Raw genomic sequence first — 19,600 nt, 5'->3', positions numbered from 1 at the left:
TTAGTAATCAGTTACGTGATGGGAAAATGCCCTGTGTAGCGATGCAGTAGATCAATGCGAGGTAAGGCATCCTGTTTTCGTGCGGCAGGTTGTTACCTGTGCTCGTGATGCATGGTGCCATATTAACCAGACCGGTGCCGGCAGGGGCGTATAGGTTAACGGTACCCGTGTTCTGCGCAGGTTGAGTCGGACTGGTAGGCGTATTAGCGTTACCGAAGAAATTGGTGTTAGGGCTACCCTGGTCATAAGAGACATTTGCTCTAAGCGGGTGGGAGTGTGCTGCAAGATTGCTGGTTGTCAGCGTGACAGTTTCTGCGCCTCCTGCCTGGCCGATATTATAGGTAGTGCTGCTGGTGCTTTGGCCAGTGCCTACTATAGTGCGCCCGTTGAGGTTAGGCAGCAGAAAATTGGTGGTGCCATTACCGCCATAGTATACGCCCAAGAGGGCAAACAGTGCCTGGTTCTGTGCAATGCCAAGCGTTTGTCCGTTACAGGGCACCCAGCCTCTGGGTATCTGAGTATAAGGGAACAGACGGATCTCTCCGAGATAATTTTCCATGTGTGTTGGGTAAGATAAGGTGAGTAAATGAGAAGAATAATCAGGGGCGTTGAGGGTATACGCCTTCGGCGCATATACAGTAAGTCATAGCCAGATAAGGGTCTCTGTTTTCGTGTGGTGTTGTGCCACCAGTAACACCAATCGTTTGTGGATTAAGCGCAATACCTCCTGCATTATTGGAGTATACCACAATACCTCTGTTGAGACCTGTAGTGTACGCATTAGTGAGGTAGGCATTCGGACCTGGCGTCGGAGTAGCGGCTGCCGTTTGCGGTTGCGCTGTACGTACCACTGCCTGCATCATGTGTGTGTGTGCGGGTATGGTATTGGTTGTCAGTGTAACGCCCTCACTGCCGCCTTTTATGCCGGGAGTACCGAATGAGGGATTCTGCACATTGATACCAATTGCTGCAACACCACGCAGGTCAGGGACACCGAAAGTAGTACTTCCATTGCCGCCGTAATACGTGCCCAATAACGAAAATAAGGTGGAATGTGTCTGGATGGAATAGAGGTCTCCATTACAGGGAAGCCATCCCGAGGGGGTAAAATTAAATGCAAAGGCTCTTATTTCGCCTACATATGCATCTGCCATAAGGGGTGATTTTTGGGTGAATAATAAAGGTTACAAAATGTATGATTACAAGAAATAAAGTGGAGTTAGCGCATTCTGTTTTTCATGGACTTGGTGATTATTCAGGGAAATATTCTCGACTCTTTAGCAGGTATGATTTCTGTGATAAGTGTAAACTAAGTTAATAAGCCTGAACCGGAAATAAAAATCAAACTGTAAATAAAAGACTTTTTATTTCCCATTAAAATCGGTAAATATAATTTAAGACGTACAGCAATTGAATCACCGCTATCAACGGACCTGTTTCGTGTATAGATAATTTCCGGAAAGTCTTTTTACTACAATGAAGCCGGTAAAGAAGATATGCTGCATCGTACTTCTTTCACAGTAGGCATGTATTGTATGGAGCGACTTACTGCTTCGCCAATTAGCCTCATCTTTGCCCGCTGGCTGACCCTTTCTTCAGCCCTCTGCATCATCCCCACATCCCGTATCACACCCTGCAAAGAAGAGGACGCTTCTGTCCAAAGAAAAAGGCCGTTCCGCCTATAGGGAATGGCCTTTTTTTTCGTTAAATTTGAAATAACCTTATTTGCCGATGCCCGAACCTGCAACCCACGAGTCTGCAATTGCAGCTAACCGATCGTCTACCCCTTTACTTGAGACAGACGTCTATTTTGGAGATATACTAATTGGTATATCCTTCGCCGCACTATCAATCATAGCTGCCCTCTTCTGCTTCTTTCATATGTCGTCCGGATCCTGGGGTGGTCAGCTTACCCTGGCTGTTTTCTTCCTGGCTGTTGCCGTCTGGATACTCTTCACGCCGCATACCTTTCACCTTTATACCGACCGGCTGATCATCAGGAAGCCGCTTACCAGACTGTCTGCTACAACCACTGTCATTCCGCTGGATCAAATAAAGGAAGTAACTATCAGAAGGGCAGGGTATGGACGTAAAAGTACTTTCCTGCTGATAGAGACACACAGCAGGTATTATGAGTACCGTATTGCCCGTAATGCTTCCTTTCCGGATACGCTGATCCATCAGCTCCGGCAACTTGGCATTCAGGCCAACCGGGCCTGATCCGGAGGGCTACTCTTCGCCGGGATGATCCTGAAAGTCTACAAAGTCTTCTACTGCTCCCCGCGTCAGGTCGTCTAGCCGGGGATGTTGCAGCAGCGCATGCATTTTTTCTATCAGCATCTTGTGTTCCAGGTAGTTCTGATCGGCGTTGGTCAACCGGTTGAGCATCCATACTGTCAATGGTGTAGGAAGCCGGTCCAGCGATGCAAAAAGGTGTTCATGATACAGTTCATGGAACGATTCCAGCGTATGCGCTAATGGCCCCGGAGAACCATAATCAATGTGAGGGTGCCTTTCAATCAGCCGGAAAATAGGTTCTATTGCTCTTTCTCTGTCGGCATCGTGTTTCAGCGCTTCCATTAGTTCGTGGAAATAAGAGATGTTGTCATCAGCAGAGCGCTCTTCAGGCACGAAGGAATTTAAAGCCTGGATTACTTCGTCAGTTGTCATCATGGAATTGTTACGGATTTGAGCGTTAAACATACCCGTTATGGCGTATATGCAGGGTTAATAACTTAAATGTAGGGAAATTTACTGAAAGGGTATTGCCGCCGGCAAGTTTTATCACTTTCTTCTGGCAATGCTTAAATTTCTCGTTTTATTCTATATTTTCATACTTTTTCCCCAACTGCACACTCAACTGATTGCAAATGCAAAACTATGTAGTGCTTCCTGCGGAGGAAGCCGAGGCACAAAAAGTCTTTCAGGACCTGCTGGATCAACCTGATCTGCTGCTACTACTTATTCTGGGAGACGACGAAGTGGCTGCTGAAGCCAATGATACCGCTAACTTTATCAGATCAGGAATCGGGAGTAACGGTATGGGAATGTATGACATGGTCATGTTCGTACGTGTTACCCAACCGCAACTCCTGCTGCCTGTTCTCCGGAAAATGGAATGGCACCCCCGTGTAAAGCCGTCCGACTATCACAACTTTGTACTGCTTTCTGTCTCCCCATTCAGAAACATTATCTCAGAAGGTGTAACCCGTGCCCGTTTTATGAAAGGCCGTGGCAGCATGCACACCGCTGTTATGACGGCTTATGCCAACGGCTAAGTTCCTGTTTACCTTAATGAAATGCTAATATGCGACTACTTACATTGCCATGCGCTGTACTATTTTCTGTAATATGCTGTTGCAACGCCTACGCGCAGTCTGTCATCACTATCCGGGAAATTGATCAGAACAATAATAAATACGACAATAAAAACAATGCTGACATCAACAGTCAGCTGGTTATCCGCTTCGACCGCGCTGCATTTATCCGCAAGGTCAATGCTACTGGTATCGGCAAACCACTGCCGCCCGATGCTGTCAACCTCCTGAACACACTCTATGAGGCAACAGGTAAGGTAGACACCTGGTCAAAAGCAATGGAAGACGCTGTACGCCTGCACACGCGCGGTGATAAAAACAGTGTGCCCGCTTTCCTGCAACGCACTTCGGCTGTTGCACGCGAAATCACGGCTATCTTTGACCGCGATCCCGCTACCCGCGATTACTTTGAGTCTTATAAGGATCTTAAAGATATATGGGGCGGTATTACCTATGCACTGAACAAACGTATCAGCGACCTGGAACAACAACTTACAGATGACGGGGCTTATAGTGACATTCGCGTGCAGATCGGGGGATGGCTGATGCACAACAACCAGTCTTCTCCCTTGCATTTTAACGGATTGGATAATAATCCCCAGGGTGAATATTATGAGGTAGAACGCTGGAAGTTTACCCTCACCGATGACCAGGTAGCCCAGTTGGAACAGATCCAGCGTTGGGTACGCGACAGCAGGCAACGGGAGATGAACGTCAATGAAATCCTGAAAGGCGAATACGTCCGCCAGTTTACTGACATTCTTCAGCAACGGCTGAAGGCTGACTATGAAGACTTCAGAAAAGAAGCTGAAAAGGTAGCCGCTTCCCTGCAACATCAGCAGATTGTGGCTGATATCAGGCAGGTACTGGTACAGGGTGAAGTCATCAGGAATCTGCTCAATGAAAAAATAAAATATTATCAGACACTGGATGACAATACTGACTTTTCGCTATCATTATTCCTTACCCGCCTACAGTCAGACGTAACAGGGTTAAACAGTGAATTTAGTAAGCTGAACGGGCTGCTCACTACCCTACGTACAGATATTCCGGCTGCATCACCGGCCGTACAGCAGCAGTGTGCTGACCTCCTGGCGCTTGCTTCCGGCAAAATTTCAGCGCTGGCCACTACCGTTATCCCCAATGATGTGTTGCAGTTCGGCGCTGAAGAAAGGAGACTGGCAGAACTAGCCCTCCGCTTCTCAGATAAAGTATTTTCATTGGCTTTAGGTAATATACCGGCTGAAGCAACCACAGACCTTCTGTATTCCGGCTACCGCACCTCAGGAGATCGTGTAGTTATCAAAATGGAGGTCACTAATACCGGTTCTAAGAGAACGCTCTGGGAAGAAACCCATCGATTAACACTATATCGTATCCTGGCACATGTAGAAGCAACGGTAGGGGTGATTTTTGCACACCCGCTTACCACTACCAGCATCCAGAAAGATGTGCAGATGGCACCCTATTATAATGTGCTGTTTAAAGGAATACTGGGGATGAGCCAACAATGGAAACGTACATCTTCCCTGCCCAATAACCTCCTGGATCTGAACTTCGGCCTTCATGTATCGTCGCCGGATTTTGATAAAGACGATGTGCCCGAATTAGGATTGGGTATTGTAGCTTCCACACTGCACGATTACCTGCAGGTAGGATGGGCCTATAACCTCTTTTACGGCGCTAACTACATCTTCGTCGGATTCAGATTGCCAATACCTACCATGAGTCTCGGTAATAAGGGTAACGGCGTTCAATAATAACAGGTTATCACAATGCCATCTTTTTAAAAAGGCTTTCCGGCGGAAAGCCTTTTTCTTATTTTTGGCATGACTAATGTGCCTTTATTGTCACTAACAGATTTAACTCCGAAAAAAATATAGATATGGCAAAGAATGGTCCGCTGCTGGTATTGGAAGACGACGAAGATGACAGGGAAATATTTCAGAATGTTATGGACACCCTGGGTATGAAAAATGAAGTCTGCTTTTTTGATTCAGGTGATGAGTTGCTCACATATATTAAAAACACGACGGAAAAACCACTGATTATTGTGGCGGATATTAACGTGCCGCGGATGAACGGACTGGAACTGCGCCGCCAGATAAATGCAGATCCTGAACTACGTCAGAAAAGTATACCCTTCGTATTCCTGACCACTATAGAGTCAAAAGAGATTGTCGATGAAGTGTACGCACTTACTGTACAAGGTTACTTCGTCAAGAAATCATTCTACAGTGATATAGAGAAACAGATCCGCGTGATACTGGAATACTGGGTAATTGCCAGGCATCCGAATGAATAATTGTACATATGAGCGACTGGTAAGATTCCACAGGCTGCGCAATCCTTCCACATCAGCAGGAAATGGTCTTCCGGATAGTATATACGTGCGTTTTATTATGGATGCCTGTGGTTCAATAGTATAGCAAAACAGTAAATTGTCATGTGCCGCAAAGAAAAGTTAAGATTTGCAAACCCATATTATTCGGTGCTAAATTTGCGTTAATTCACGAACACGTCTGAATAATAAACCCTCAAGGCCAAAGAAGATGCCTATGTACAACGCTGCTGATTCTATCCGAAGACCATCGGCGTATGCCAGCCAGGAGATGAAAGTTTACGGAATGCTTAAACATCGCTCCCTGGTATATGAACCGCTGTTTGTTATCCTGTACCTGATAAGTTTATTGCCATCCTGGCTCCTCCATGGTATAAGGAAAATCGTTTACTGGTCAGTGTATAAACTGGCTACCTACCGCTATGATGTGGTGATACAGAATCTGTCCCGCTCTTTCCCTGAAAAAGACTACCGGCAGATACAGGCCATTGCACGCTCATTCTACCTGCATTTCAGCGAACTACTGGTGGAAACCTTACAGCTGCTATCCATGTCGGAAAAGGAACATCGCCAACGCATACACCTGCACAACCCTGAAGTACTGGAACATTGCCATCAGCAGGGCAGAAATATAGTTATCCTGATGGGCCATTATGGTAACTGGGAATGTCTGAATATACTGCCCAGGTATCTGTCGTTTGATGTGTATGCTGTGTATAAACCTACTTCCAGTAACTTCCTGAACAGACTGTTATACCGCATCCGCTCACGTTTTGGTATCAGACTTCTGACCACCGGAGAGACTGCCCGCTTTATGCTATCCAACCGTGACCAGCCCAATGCGTATGTCTTCATTGCTGATCAGTCGCCCGCAGCAAGGCCCAGGTACCAGACAGACTTCCTCCATCAGCCTACAGGCCTGTTCACCGGCGCTGAACACCTGGCCCGGTCACTGGATGCAGTGGTACTGTATGCTTCTGTCAGGAAGCGCAGCACCGGTAACGGCTGGAACGTATATTTCTCGCTTATCGCAGAGGAACCTGCTGACGTGGAATCATATGAAATTACCAAAGCATTTGCCTGGTACCTCGAACATGATATCATGCATGCACCGGAATACTGGCTGTGGACACACAGGCAATGGGAGCGGGAAGAGCATTAATTGCCCGTTACCTCCACTTTGCTTTTGCCATTAGCCATCCTGATAACCTTAATCTGCGTGGGAATACGTTCTGTCATCTCCTGCACATGCGAGATCACACCTACTTTACGGCCCTGATTGTGAAGCCGTTCCAATGCGTCTACTGCCACATTCAGCGTGTCAGGATCTAACGCGCCGAACCCTTCATCAATGAAGAGCGATTCCACTTTCATTTTGCTGGATGACAAAGAAGCCAGTCCCAGTGCGAGCGCAAGCGACACCAGAAAAGATTCCCCGCCTGACAGTGAGAACACTGTCCGTAACTCATCGCCCATATCTTTATCCAATACCTGTAACCCCAGGTTGCCCGGTATGCGCAATAGCTTGTACCTGCTGGTAAGCATCGCCAGGTGCATGTTGGCATATCCCAGCAGGATGTCCAGTGTATATTCCTGGGCAATCTGCCTGAACTTTTTACCGTCGGCAGAGCCAATCAGCTCGTTCAGCTTACTCCAGTTTTCATGTATCGTACTTTTGGCGTCAATATCTTTCTGCAGATCGCCTATTCTTGACTTGTTTTCTGCATCCCGTAACAGCTGGAAGTCTATGTTGTTTTTCTCCTTCACCAGCTCATCCCGGAGCTGCTTAGCCTCATTGTACAAGGTCGTGACCTCTTCTTGCGTATGTGTGCTGGTGCGTTGCTGCATATGCTGGCTTACCTGTCTTTCCCGCTCCACCAGGGTAGCTTTGGCGGTCGCAATCGCATGCTGCATATCTGTGATGGCTTTGCGCTCGGTATCTATCCAGGTAGCAGGGTACGACAACAATGTTACCAGTTCCCCGGCAGACAAATGCTGACCGTAATTGTCGGCGTATTGCTGTATCCATTCCTGGATAGCCAGCTGTTGTCTGGCAATGTTATCCTTCAGCTGGGTAATGTCGGTATTGGTCTGTTCCTGGCTGGCATAATAGGCCCGAAGATCTTCTTTGCGGGCATTGACAGTGTCTGTAGCCGTGCGTTGCTGTTCAATGGCGGCTTCAATGGCCTGCTTCAGCTGCTGCTCAAAACCGGCGGCGGAGCCTCCATGGAGGAGTGTCTGCCGTTCTGAAGTCAGGGCTTGCAATGCTGCCTGCAGATCTTTATGAGTATTGATCCTGTCGGTCAGTTCTGCTGCAATAGCCGGTCCCTGTTTACTCATCTCGTTCAGGGCTGATTGCTGCTCGCGCAATAGCTGGGTATTATCACTGATGGCTTTGACGTGCTGTGTCCATTGCTCTGCAAAGCGGCGGATTTTCAGATCAAAGTCCTGCGGATTCGCCATCCAGTTGTCGGCCCATGCCGGTGAGTTAAAGTGCGGGGCCAGCTCTTCTGTCATACTCCGCAGCCTTTCCGCAATCTGCTCCAGCTGTTGTGTGATGCGTGCCTGGGCTTCCTCTTTACTGGTCTTTTCCCGTTGTTTATCTTTCTGCTGATCTGCAATGACTGCCAGGCTTTGCTGCTTTTCATCCAGCTGTGCTCGCAAGGTGTCGGCTGTTCTTCGTGCCACTTCATATGTCTGTAGCTGTGCGGTTACCTGCTGCTGCTTGTCCTGCAAACGTCTGACCTGCTCTTCCAGCCATGCTGCTTTGTCTGCGGCAGATAGTGCTTCACTCGCTGCTGCGAGCGAAAAGGACGTCCACTTCTCCGTCAGCAGGTCTGTTGCTGCTGTTCTTTCCTGCAGAGTAGTGGTGAGTTCTGCAGTGTCCTGCTCCAGGCGCTTACACAGTTGCGTCAGACTGGCTATTTCTCCGAAGAGGGTATTATAGTCGCTGAGCGCAGTTGCATATTCATTTTCCAGGGTATGCAGGATGGCATGGGCCACCGGGTTCTCTTCTGAGAAAGGATGCGTTTTGCTGCCGCAAACAGGGCAGGGCTCACCGGTTACCAGTTGTTCCCGCAGGGAGGCTACATTGTCCGCTATCTGCAACCTTGCCTGATGCAGCAGCTTATCTGACAGTTCCTTTTTTGCCTGGGCTGCCAGCAGCGCTTCCTGTTGCTGCCGAAGGGCGGTTGTTTTAGCTGCCAGTTCCTGCTGACAACCCGCCAGTTTACCGTGAACGTGCTCCTTTTCCTTGTGGTTGTTATACAGTAAGGACCAGTGTGCGCTGGCGGCCGTAGCTTCCCGTATGCGGAGCAACAGGTCCTGTTCTGTGGTTTTCAGGGTATCTGCCGGTATGTGCTGCATAATAGTGTGCTGCTCCTGTAATCTGGCTTGCAGCGCTGCACACTGTGTTTGTCCGGCGGCAGCCTTCTCTTCCAGTGCTGTCAGCTGTTCCTGCACCTGGCGGATATAGGCGGTATTCTCCTGTTGTTGTTGCTGCTCCTGTTGCTGCTGGAGTAATAGTCTGGCCCCATGACTCAGGTGATGGGTGATCTCGGTAATATTCTCAGCAATATCCTTTCTGCTCAGGTTATCCCGCTGCCAGGTCTCTGATTTGCTGATAGTCTGTACAACGGCCTCTATCTCTTGCTCTTTTCGCTCATAGGCCTGCATGTGCTGATCCTGCCTGTTCTGGGCAGCAGTAACGGCTGTCGCTGCCTGTTTTACCTGCATTGTTCTTTCACCGATCAGCGTATCAAGGGCTTTGGCCCGGTCAATAGCCGGCTGGTACTGCACAGCGTTTTGCTGTTCCTGATGTACGGCTGCGTTGGCGGTGGCCAGTGCGGCTGTCGCCTGCTGGTGAAGTTCGGCTGTCTGCGCAATCCTGGTTTCGATATCCTGCAGGGACTGTGCCTTCAGAGAAAGCTGTGCTTCATATGATTTCTGCGCTTCTACGGGTCCGCGGGCTGCCTGTACGCGTTCTACCAGGTGAAAGTGCCGGATGCGTTCCGCTGCCTCTTCCAGCGCCTGTATGGCTGCTGCATGATGTGTGGCGGCGTCTTCCCGGCTGTGTTCCAATACGCTAAGGGTATTGTACCAGTTGATAGCTGTTTCTAATGCTGCGATGGTAGTCTGCTGCGCTGCAATCTTTTCTTCCAGGACCTCCTGCCGGTTCGTCAGCGTCAGGTGGTCATCGGCAGAGAGACTAACAATTCCTGCTACCTGTTGCCGCAGGTTTTTTAACTCAGTATCTGCCTGTTTAAAGTGCTCAAAAATGCCTGCTGATATGGCGGAATAGATATTAGTACCGGTCAGTTTTTCCAGCAGAGAGGCTTTGGCGTCTTTATCTGCTTTCAGAAATGCGGTGAAGTCGCCCTGTGCCAGTAGTACCGACCGGGTAAATTGCTCGAAATTAAGCCCCACCACCCGTTCAATTTCCCTAAGGGTCTCCGTCTTCTTACCGGGAACAGGGGTATTGGTGGTCAGGTTAAACAACTCCACATTGTCAGATTGCAGGTTGCCATCAACCCTGTTGCGTGCCCGCTTCACTGACCAGGTAGCTCTATAGTTGTTCCCATCAATGCCGGCAAATGACACGGCTGCAAAGCCATCGGCTGTGCCATCCCGCAGGATGCCACGCACATCTCCCTGGTTAATCTTATTGCCCGAGAGATCCTGTACCTCAATACCGGTCTCTTTTGCCTGCTGATAACGCGGCGTTCTGGCATACAAGGCCAGGCACAATGCGTCTAACAGGGTCGATTTGCCAGCACCTGTAGGACCGGTAATAGCGAAGATGCCTGCCTTGCTCAGCGGTTCTTTCGTAAAGTCTATTTCGTTGGTATCTTCCAGTGATGCCAGGTTCTTAAAGCGGATGGCTAATATCTTCATCTGTTGTTAATGCTCTTTTGTGGTGATGTCCTGCAGTACCTGGTTGAATAATTTCACCAGGTCTTCCGGCGCTTCGTTGTTGTAATCCTTCCGGTACACTTTTTTGAAGATGTCCAGCGGACTTAACTCCTGCAGCTGCTCGGTCCCGGTGGTCGCCTCTTCGGTTTCGCCACCATCCGCAGAAGGATAGCGTACATCAATTCTCGCCAGTCGTACATGTTTACCGGCAAGTGCGGTTTCTACCTGGTGCCGTAATGCTGGCTCAGGTCCTTCCAGCAATACCCGCACTTCGAGGTAAGGCGCGGTATGGATGGCGGCTGCTGATGCGGGTAACGCCTGCAGCGCTTCCAACACGGCTGCAATGGGTTGTGGTTTGGCAGGTACGCGTAAGAGGGCTGTCGTCAACGGAATTTCCAGCATCGCTACATGGCTTAGTATGCCGTCAGTGATGTCAAAAGTAACGACCTGATGCCTGTAATTCATCTCGGAAAAAGACATCGGCAACGGACTGCCACTATACCGGATATTATCTTTTCCACCGATGCGCTGTGCTTTATGTATATGTCCAAGTGCTGTATACAGAATGTTTTCATGGAAGGCGTGGGCCGGTACCAGTTCAACACCACCCATGATCAGCCTTTCTGTTTTATCATGATCTGACAATTCCGCATCCAGGGTGTGCAGGTGTGCCATAGCAATAATACCCTGTCCGGGTTGTTGCCGTGTAAGTGCATATTCGTAGGCTTCCCTGTAAAGGGCAGTCACGCCGTCGGCATACAGCGCCGCACTCTCAGCCACGGCCGGGTAATCGCCCATACGCAGGAAGGGGATGGCCATACACCAGAGGGCTATTCCTCCTTTGCGGTCCTTTACCGGAATCACCAGCTTATCATAGTCAATCGTCCCATCTTCCCTGCGTTCAATGACGCCTACAATATGTATGTCAGACGATTCCAGCAGCGGTTTAGGCGCTTCCAGCCGTGCAGCAGAATCATGGTTGCCTGCAGTTACAATAATCTGCAGGCCTGGTTGTGCCTTAACGGCATTATTGAGAAAGGTGTAAAACAATTTTACGGAAGTAGCAGAAGGATTGGCTACATCAAATACATCCCCGCTGATAATTAACAACTCAATGTCTTCTTCCTTAATGGTATTGACCAGCCAGTGCAGAAACTGCTGGTGCTCATACGTTCTGTCATACTGATAAAAGGTTTGCCCGATATGCCAGTCCGCAGTATGCAATATTTTCATCAGATCTTTTTTGCAGAAATTAAATACCTAACCGGTTGGCTACCCATATTGCATGAGCGGCACAACCGGTTAGTCACTGCAAAAATAAGTATTGTCAGCAAGAGGGAGATTAAGAATTAATAATTCGTCAGGAAAAACTGATCGCTGGATGAGATATTAAAAGGTGATGGTGAAAATGTGCCGGCCATCGGCATAGGTATACGTTGCTTTCCACTGGTAACGGTTGCAGATCTGTTTGACCAGTGAAAGCCCTAAACCAGTACCGGGCGTTTGCACGGAGGTAGCGCCGAAACGTTTAAATACCTGCTCTTCCTGCAGGCCGGCTGTACCCGGATTTGCCATAGTAAGGCTGCTATCCGTTAGCTGAACAAGAATCGTGTTACCAGGGGCAGTATACCGGATTGTATTGGTGATGAGGTTATTCAGTAATATTTCCAGCAATATCTTATTACCCTCTATGAACACTGCGGGCTTAATCTGTTGATCAAACGAAAGGTGTTTGTCATCAGAGAAATTTGAGAAGAGGACCAGGGTATTCTCCAGTAACAGCGACAGATCAATGTGCTCCTTATCCATAAACTGACTGTTCTCAATCTTTGTCAGTAATAGCAGATTCTTGTTGATGCGCGTTACTCTGGAAAGCGCCTTGTTCGCTTCCTCAATAAGTTCATATTGTGTATCAGTCATGAATTTAGTCTGCAATAACAGATCCAGTTTGGATTGTATGATGGCCAGCGGTGTTTGCAGTTCATGAGAGGCATTGTCGGCAAACTCTTTCTGCTGATTATACACGGCAATATTTCCTGCAATGAGCTTACTTAAGCTTTGGTTAAGTTCCGCAAATTCCTCAATGTCTGTCTGTTCAAAAGCAAGCGGCTGCTGCTGATCAAGATTAAAATGTTTTATCTGCGCCAGGCTTTTATAGAATGGCTGCCACAGGCTCCTGGATATACTGCGGTTCAGGAGTATAAACCCGATCATGAGCAGGAGAAAGAAAAGTACCGTCAGCAGCGTCACGAAGGCTATGATAAGATACTTGTCTTCCCGCCCCGCCGCTGCTGTCAGCGCAATATGATGCTCGTTCAGTTCGTGATGCCACAGCATATTGATCATGTAATAATACACAGGGATGCTGGCGATGAGTACCAGTCCTGCATACAGCATAAAGCGCTTCATGGTAAGGCTCAGTAGTTTGCTCATAGCTCCCATTTGTAACCGGTACCGTACAATGTTTTCAGGTAGTTGTCGCAGCCGGCTTCTGCCAGTTTCTTTTTCAGGTTTTTGATATGTACGTAAATAAAGTCGTAGTTGTCAAACATATCTGCCACATCACCGGAGAGATGTTCTGCAATAGCGCTTTTAGAAATGACTTTGTTTTTGTTGCTGACGAAGTAAACCAGCAGGTCAAATTCTTTCCGGGTAAGCACCACATTCGTCTCATTCACGGTGACTGTTTTGGCCAGAAGGTCTATTTTCAGTTCATTCTGTTCTATAACATTGCTGTTTCCAAACTGTTTCCGTCTGATAACAGAATAAATGCGCGCTACCAGCTCCGGCAGGTGAAAGGGTTTGGTCAGGTAGTCATCTGCTCCTATCTGCAGGCCCTTTATCTTGTCATCAAGGGAGTTCCTGGCGGAGATAATAATGACGCCGTCCTGCTTTTGCAGGGCTTTGATCTCTTCAAGTATTCTCAGTCCATCGCCACCCGGCAGCATCAGGTCCAGCAGTATGCAGTCATAATCGTACATGCTGATCTTGTCAAGGGCCTGCGGAAAGTCTGCCGCAAACTCACAACGATAGCTTTCATCCGCCAGGTAGGCGCCGATGCTTTTTGCCAGTGATGGCTCGTCTTCTATGATCAATATCTTCATCCGCGAATGTATTAAGCGAATCTGAACACATCCTGAAGACGCGTGCTGTCAGTATGTATTTTTGTAGCGTATCCTGTTGCAAGTTAATGTTTTAGGTAATATAGCGCGCATTTTGCCGCCAGTGTCCGGTAGGTTATTCCTCGCCTTCCGGATAGGGCGTGTCGCCGCTCAGTGTTTTACACTTTCCGTTCGCTTAGAGGTCACTAAAAGGTCACCTCAATATCCCGGGGATATTGAAGTGACCTTTTAGTGACCTCCTAGCAGCCTGATAATATGAATAACAAGGCCTGATCATAGGGTATCTGAGCGCCCGAAGTATAGAGACCTGGCGCGGAGGCTAACTATGACAGGCTATATATGCGGGTAGGCTGGTAGGGGTTTTATGTATCCCCGGTCACTTTCTTTACACGGGCAGGGCGAAACCCTCAAATGTACTTTTCTTACCTGTTTTCCTACGCCTTTACCTGCTAAGAATGCATGATCTTTGTGTCCGTTTAAGGGCAATCGGTAATTATTAACAAAAAATATATTCAATAAAATGATGAAAGCGATTATTATAAATGAATTTGGCGGCACAGACAAACTGATCCATACAGACGTAGCAATCCCGGAAATAAAGGACGATGAAGTGTTGGTGCAGGTACGCGCTATCAGTATCAATCCCGTTGACGCGAAAACACGTGCGGGGAAAGGCATGGCGGGCAAACTGAAGTCAGCATTCCCTATTACCCTAGGATGGGATATCTCTGGCGTTGTCACCGCCACTGGTAGTGCAGTAACTGCTTTTAAAACCGGCGATGAGGTATTTGGCATGGTTAACTTTCCAGGCCATGGAAAGGCGTATGCAGAGTATGTGGCAGCGCCCGCTGCACATCTGGCGCTGAAGCCGGCTAACATTACGCATCAGCAAGCAGCGGCAGCCACACTGGCCGCACTCACTGCATACCAGGCCCTGTACCAGCAGGTAAACCTGCAACCCGGTCAGCGGATACTTGTACATGCAGCAGCAGGCGGGGTTGGTCATTTTGTGGTGCAGCTGGCCAGGCATATAGGCGCCCACGTCATTGGTACTTCCTCTGCGGGCAACAAAGATTTTGTACGGGCACTTGGCGCGGATGAACATATCGACTATAAAAGTCATGCATTTGAAGACATTGTTAAAGACGTAGATGTGGTGTTTGATGCATTGGGCGGCGATAACATAGTACGTTCTATTCCTGTAGTGAAACCGGGTGGTGCAATTGTGAGCATTCCTACGGGCGTGCAGCCGGAAGTTGCTGCACAGGCGGCAGAAAAGAACGTACGCGCTTTCTTCTTTCTGGTACAGTCATCCGGTGAGGATATGCAGGCAATTGCCGATTTGCTGGAAAAAGGTGTATTACATCCTTATGTCAATCACTATGACTTCTCTCAGATGGATCTTGCCCATCAGCAACAGGAGAGTGGCAGTACACGTGGAAAGATTGTACTCACTATTGCATAGGAAATATACGCTAACTTTGACGCCAGGAAAAATGATAAGACATGCAGGTAGAAAATTCAGTGCGGCCGTTTTTTGTTACCAGAGAGGAACTGACGGAATGGACGCATCGTCCGCATCAGCATAACTTTTTTGAACTGGTGTATATTGAGAAGGGCAGTGGTAAACAGTGTATTAATCACAGCCTGATACCCTTTGCGCAGGATAATATTTTTCTCCTGCCACCGTATGACTGCCATTGGTTTGAGCTGGCGGAGCCTGCGACATTTATCTTTATCCGCTTCAATGCGCTGTTTTTCAGGAAAGACAGCATGCAGATGATGGATTATACAGAGTGGTTTCAACACCTGCACTATATACTCAGCAGTTACAACCGGCAGCCGGGAGATATCATTCACAATACGTCAGATAAGCATATGCTGATTTCGCTGATTCGGGGTATATATGATGAATATACGAATAAGCGAGCGCAGTCAGATTCTATCATCCGCGCACACATGTTTGCCTTGCTGAACATCCTGCGCCGCAACTTCGAGCAAACCTTTAAAAGCGAGCACCAGTCAGGCGATAAGCAGGTAAATGATATCCTGCAGTATATTCAGTTCAATCTGTTTGATAATGAGAAGTTGCGGGTGGAGTCGCTGGCTGCTCAATTTAATTTGTCCCCGAAATATGTCAGCGAATACTTCCGCAAAAAGACCGGTGAGAACCTGAAGGAATATATCCTGAAGTCAAGGGTTAACGTGGCGCAGAGCAGGTTGCAGCATTCTGATCAGAGTGCAAAGGAGATTGCCTATGAACTGGGCTTTACTGATGCCAGCCATATGGCAAAGGTAATCAGGAAGTATTATCCGCCGGAGACTACGTGTACGTCGAAAGTGGGCGTCTGAAAGATTAGTATTGCTATCAGTTGATTATAAAACGGCGGATTGCACAAGTATGTGATCCGCCGTTTAATTTTCCTGCACCTGGCTTATTTGTCCGCCATGTCCGTACGGAATGGCGATGCCGGCAGATCTGCACTGTTGTACAGGTTCACATCCGGTACATTAGACCAGCCGTATCTTACTGCTACCGGCTTTTTAATTCCTGCTGCAGATACAATCACTGTATTACCTTTAATCACCGCTGTTGCAGGCTGGAACTGCTTATCTGCTCCTGCAATGGTAAATCCTTTCAATGGGGCATCATCCTTTGTCTTTAAACCTTTTCCGGTATGTGTAAACTGTAATACCACCTGGTTGCCTTTTATAGCAAATCCTTTGTACATCGGCCCTGCATATTCGCCTGGCTGCTTGTAGACCATACCGGCAGCTGCAATAGCCAGTCGTTCGCCTACCGGTCGTTTATTGGAAGGATGGATATCATTCGCATCTCCGCAATCGGTGGTGACGATCAGGGCAGTATGCGGTACTTTCTGTACCACCTTCAGCTGCGCTTCGCGGATCTCAGGTGGCATGTGCTGAAACGGCGCGATCTGTACAATCAGGAAGGGCAGATCCGGCCTTGCAAAGTCAGTACGCCAGTTTCTGATCATATTTGACAGCAGTTCGGGATAAATAGCAGGATGTTCTGCATTGGCTTCGCCCTGGTACCAGGCAACCCCTTTGACGGCATAAGGCAGCAGGGGATGTATCATACCATTGTACAAGCCGTTCTTCAGCTTACCTGCCGGCACATAACTATATTTTATCTGATCATAGTGCTGCACAAAATCGGTCAGCGCAGGGTTGCTGGTCATGGCTTCCGCGCTGGTCCAATCTTCCGCAGGTGTACCGCCATAGGCTGTAAAGATGAAACCTACCGGTACCTTCAGCTTCTTATACAGTTCACTGGTGAAGAAATAGCCTACGGCAGAAAAATCACTGACTGTCTGCGGAGAACAGACCTGCCATTGCTGGTTTACATCATCCAGTGGCGTTGCCGAGTATTTTAACGGTACATAATATTCTCTTACCAGCGGAAAGTTAGCCTGGTCTCTTTCCTTTTCCCAGTCTGTCACCGGCGGCTGAGGAGGTCTTGGACCAAGTTGCCGCTCCATATTGGACTGGCCGCTGCATATCCATACTTCTCCTACCAGCACATCTTTGATAGTTACAGTATTCTCTCCGCTGATAGTCAGGGTAGCAGGTTTGGTGATATAGGGTAAAGGTGACAGTTTTACTATCCATTTACCATCACGCGCTACCGTCGAGACCTGTTGCCCGTTAAAGGAAACAGTTACTTTTTCTCCGGTCGCGGCTTCACCCCATACCGGCACTGGCATTCCCTGCTGCAGCACCATATGGTGCGTGAAAAGACTATGTGGTTTTACTGTGGCATGCAGCGCAAGTGGTGCGGCCAGGAGGGATAACATCGTAAATAGACGGTTCATTTTATCATAACGTTTTTTAGATGAGTAGATAGCTGTATGTGCAATAGCGGTATCAATTTAAAACATATTTGCTGCATCTGTATCCGGGAAAAGTAAGGCCGGAAAATTATACCTGTTTTAATTAAAATAATATTACTATCATTACAGCCTGCAAAGCCCTAACGGATAAGGGCTGTATGATATTTCATAAAAATAGTCGTTAATTCCCGAAATACCGTCAATCACATTTCTGATCATCATACCGAACTTACTCAGCTGCAATTATTTATGAAGATGGCTTGTCTTTTGCAATAGGGGGCCACCTGATACCGGCATGCACCGGAGTTTAATAACCATTACAAACCAGTTATCTTATGAAGAAAACCTTTCTCGCCTCGGGGCTATTGCTGGCCCTTTTATCAGGTTGTACGAAGAAAGAAACCAGCGACAATGCTTTAGACAATTCGTCTCTTAAAGCCGATGCAGTGATTGCCGGCTCTCCGGTAGGAGACGTAGTAGGAAAGGTAACGGTAGGTTACCAGGGATGGTTCACCGCACCAGGCGACGGTTCTGCCGTTAACAGGTGGACACATCAGAATCTTGAAATGTGGCCTTATATGCAGGAGTATACCACCACTTATCAGACGACATACCCTGCGCTTCCCGGCGGACAGCCAGCAAAAATGTTCTCTTCGTATGATCAGTCAACCGTAGATGTACATTTCAGATGGATGCAGGAGAATGGTATTGACTGCGCCGCCCTGCAACGTTTTACCGGTGAACTGTCTGACCCCCCGTTTAAGTCCATGCGCGATGGTATGGCGCAGAAGGTACGTGCCGCTGCAGAAGCTACCGGCCGTAAGTTCTATATCATGTACGATATTTCCGGTGATGCTGATATGCTGACCCGTCTTAAAGCAGACTTCACCAATACCATCAAAGGTACCCTGAACCTGTTGTCTTCTCCTGCCTATGCAAAGCAGAATGGTAAGCCTGTTATCTGCATATTCGGTATGGGATACCTCGGCGCGAAAATACCCGGCGCAGGCGATTCTGCACAGTGCCTGGATGTCATTAACTGGTTTAAGAGCCAGGGATGTTATGTGATTGGTAGTGTACCGATGGACTGGCGTACACCGAAAGGCGTATTTACCCGCGATAACTTCATGAGTGTGTATGAGTCTTTTGATATGCTGGCCCCCTGGGCAGTAGCTGCGCAGGTAGGTCCTACGTATGAGCCATGGATCAAAGGCGACTATGAATATTGCGAAGCACACGGTATCGATTATCAACCGATTGCTTATCCTGGCTTCTCTTTCCATAACAGCAATGCCAACAGTCCGCTGAATGAAATTCCCCGTAATCACGGTGACTTTATGTGGGCGCAGGTGGCCGTAATGAAACAGGTTGGCGCTAAGAGTCTTTACATCGCCATGTTTGATGAAGTGAACGAAGGTACTGCTATCTTCAAAGTAGCAGAGAATGCCTCACAGGCTCCTGCCGGTACTACCTTCGTGCATCTGGACCAGGATGGAGTAGCTGTATCTGCAGACTTTTACCTGCGCCTTGTCAATGATGCAGGAAAAATGATCAAAGGACAGATCCCTTACCAGGCAACACACCCTACGCCACATATCATTGGCGGTAATGGTCCGCTGGCAAACGGCACTTATAAGATCGTGAATCGTAACAGTAACCTGGCGCTTGATGCAAAAGGACAAGGTACGGTGAATGAAACAGGCATACAGCAATGGGGCTATAGCGGTGGTACCAACCAGCAGTGGACCATCACCAGCATTGGTGGCGATCATTATAAGATTATTGGTGTGCAAAGCGGAAAATCACTGGATATAAAAGGAGCCTCATTGCTGGATGGAGCAGCGCTGCAACTGTATGACTATACAGCAGCCGGCAACCAGGAGTTTGTAATATCTCCTGCTGCAGGTGGCACTTATACCATCCAGGTAGCACAGAGCGGCAAGTACCTGGAAGTACCTGCATTCTCAACAACCGCAGGCATGGAGATCGTGCAGTACGGTGGTAATGGCGGCGCTAATCAGCAATGGCAGATCAGCATCCCTTAAGGATTGTGAA

The 19,600-nt window shown here is 48.1% G+C and carries 16 protein-coding genes; 8 read left to right on the top strand and 8 right to left on the bottom strand.

What is annotated here, in order from left to right; all coding sequences use genetic code 11:
- Window positions 1–7: 7 nt before the first annotated feature.
- Together K1Y79_RS23975 and K1Y79_RS23970 are read right to left on the bottom strand one after the other, a co-directional pair.
- Window positions 8–559: a phage tail protein gene (locus tag K1Y79_RS23975; RefSeq protein WP_220252726.1), complete on the bottom strand. Its 552-nt coding sequence runs from the start codon at window positions 557–559 to the stop codon at window positions 8–10.
- Window positions 560–599: 40 nt separating this feature from the next.
- A complete protein-coding gene (locus K1Y79_RS23970) occupies window positions 600–1,154 on the bottom strand; it encodes a phage tail protein (protein ID WP_220252725.1) in 555 nt (184 codons plus the stop codon).
- A gap of 577 nt (window positions 1,155–1,731) precedes the next feature.
- On the opposite strand from K1Y79_RS23970, the gene K1Y79_RS23965 reads away from it, so the two are divergent.
- Window positions 1,732–2,220 (top strand): YdbT family protein, encoded by a 489-nt coding sequence (locus tag K1Y79_RS23965; RefSeq protein ID WP_220252724.1) that lies wholly within the window; start codon window positions 1,732–1,734, stop codon window positions 2,218–2,220.
- Window positions 2,221–2,229: 9 nt separating this feature from the next.
- Here the strand turns inward: K1Y79_RS23965 and K1Y79_RS23960 are convergent, their stop codons facing one another.
- Entirely contained in the window at window positions 2,230–2,703 is a 474-nt protein-coding gene (locus tag K1Y79_RS23960; RefSeq protein WP_220252723.1) for a hypothetical protein, read from the bottom strand.
- A gap of 167 nt (window positions 2,704–2,870) precedes the next feature.
- Between K1Y79_RS23960 and K1Y79_RS23955 the strand changes: the two genes are divergently transcribed.
- The 4 genes from K1Y79_RS23955 (at window position 2,871) to K1Y79_RS23940 (ending at window position 6,820) form a co-directional block, all read left to right on the top strand.
- Window positions 2,871–3,278 carry a hypothetical protein gene (locus tag K1Y79_RS23955; RefSeq protein WP_220252722.1) on the top strand — a complete coding sequence of 136 codons (408 nt, stop codon included), beginning with the start codon at window positions 2,871–2,873 and terminating at the stop codon, window positions 3,276–3,278.
- Between the two features lie 29 nt (window positions 3,279–3,307).
- Window positions 3,308–5,077 (top strand): hypothetical protein, encoded by a 1,770-nt coding sequence (locus K1Y79_RS23950; RefSeq protein ID WP_220252721.1) that lies wholly within the window; start codon window positions 3,308–3,310, stop codon window positions 5,075–5,077.
- A gap of 125 nt (window positions 5,078–5,202) precedes the next feature.
- Window positions 5,203–5,622, top strand: coding sequence for a response regulator (locus K1Y79_RS23945; RefSeq protein WP_220252720.1), 420 nt, complete (start codon window positions 5,203–5,205; stop codon window positions 5,620–5,622).
- A gap of 253 nt (window positions 5,623–5,875) precedes the next feature.
- Window positions 5,876–6,820 carry a lysophospholipid acyltransferase family protein gene (locus K1Y79_RS23940; RefSeq protein ID WP_236059791.1) on the top strand — a complete coding sequence of 315 codons (945 nt, stop codon included), beginning with the start codon at window positions 5,876–5,878 and terminating at the stop codon, window positions 6,818–6,820.
- On the opposite strand, the gene K1Y79_RS23935 is transcribed toward K1Y79_RS23940, so the two are convergent.
- From K1Y79_RS23935 to K1Y79_RS23920, 4 genes are all read right to left on the bottom strand, one after another.
- The gene (locus tag K1Y79_RS23935; RefSeq protein ID WP_220252719.1) at window positions 6,817–10,551 is read right to left on the bottom strand and encodes an AAA family ATPase; all 3,735 of its coding nucleotides are present in this window, start codon (window positions 10,549–10,551) and stop codon (window positions 6,817–6,819) included. The genes K1Y79_RS23940 and K1Y79_RS23935 overlap by 4 nt on opposite strands.
- Before the next feature lie 6 nt (window positions 10,552–10,557).
- Window positions 10,558–11,802, bottom strand: a complete 1,245-nt coding sequence (locus K1Y79_RS23930; protein ID WP_220252718.1) for an exonuclease SbcCD subunit D — start codon at window positions 11,800–11,802, stop codon at window positions 10,558–10,560.
- A gap of 156 nt (window positions 11,803–11,958) precedes the next feature.
- Complete coding sequence (locus K1Y79_RS23925; RefSeq protein WP_220252717.1) at window positions 11,959–13,002, bottom strand: sensor histidine kinase; 1,044 nt, start codon at window positions 13,000–13,002, stop codon at window positions 11,959–11,961.
- Complete coding sequence (locus K1Y79_RS23920) at window positions 12,999–13,673, bottom strand: response regulator transcription factor (RefSeq protein ID WP_220252716.1); 675 nt, start codon at window positions 13,671–13,673, stop codon at window positions 12,999–13,001. Before K1Y79_RS23920 ends, K1Y79_RS23925 begins: the two co-directional genes overlap by 4 nt.
- Window positions 13,674–14,211: 538 nt before the next feature.
- Here K1Y79_RS23920 and K1Y79_RS23915 point away from each other — a divergent pair.
- Window positions 14,212–15,156 carry an NADP-dependent oxidoreductase gene (locus tag K1Y79_RS23915; RefSeq protein ID WP_236059790.1) on the top strand — a complete coding sequence of 315 codons (945 nt, stop codon included), beginning with the start codon at window positions 14,212–14,214 and terminating at the stop codon, window positions 15,154–15,156.
- Between the two features lie 41 nt (window positions 15,157–15,197).
- Window positions 15,198–16,043: an AraC family transcriptional regulator gene (locus K1Y79_RS23910; RefSeq protein WP_220252715.1), complete on the top strand. Its 846-nt coding sequence runs from the start codon at window positions 15,198–15,200 to the stop codon at window positions 16,041–16,043.
- 83 nt (window positions 16,044–16,126) lie between these two features.
- Here K1Y79_RS23910 and K1Y79_RS23905 read toward each other — a convergent pair whose 3' ends face one another.
- A complete protein-coding gene (locus tag K1Y79_RS23905) occupies window positions 16,127–17,527 on the bottom strand; it encodes a sialate O-acetylesterase (RefSeq protein WP_220252714.1) in 1,401 nt (466 codons plus the stop codon).
- 353 nt (window positions 17,528–17,880) lie between these two features.
- Here K1Y79_RS23905 and K1Y79_RS23900 point away from each other — a divergent pair, with 353 nt between their 5' ends.
- Window positions 17,881–19,590, top strand: coding sequence for an RICIN domain-containing protein (locus K1Y79_RS23900; RefSeq protein ID WP_220252713.1), 1,710 nt, complete (start codon window positions 17,881–17,883; stop codon window positions 19,588–19,590).
- The last annotated feature ends 10 nt before the right edge of the window (window positions 19,591–19,600 follow it).

The organism is Chitinophaga rhizophila (genome assembly GCF_019492185.1).
GTDB lineage: Bacteria > Bacteroidota > Bacteroidia > Chitinophagales > Chitinophagaceae > Chitinophaga > Chitinophaga rhizophila.
The sequence above is the reverse complement of the archived record's forward strand: the minus strand, read 5'-3'. Positions and strand labels throughout refer to the sequence as shown.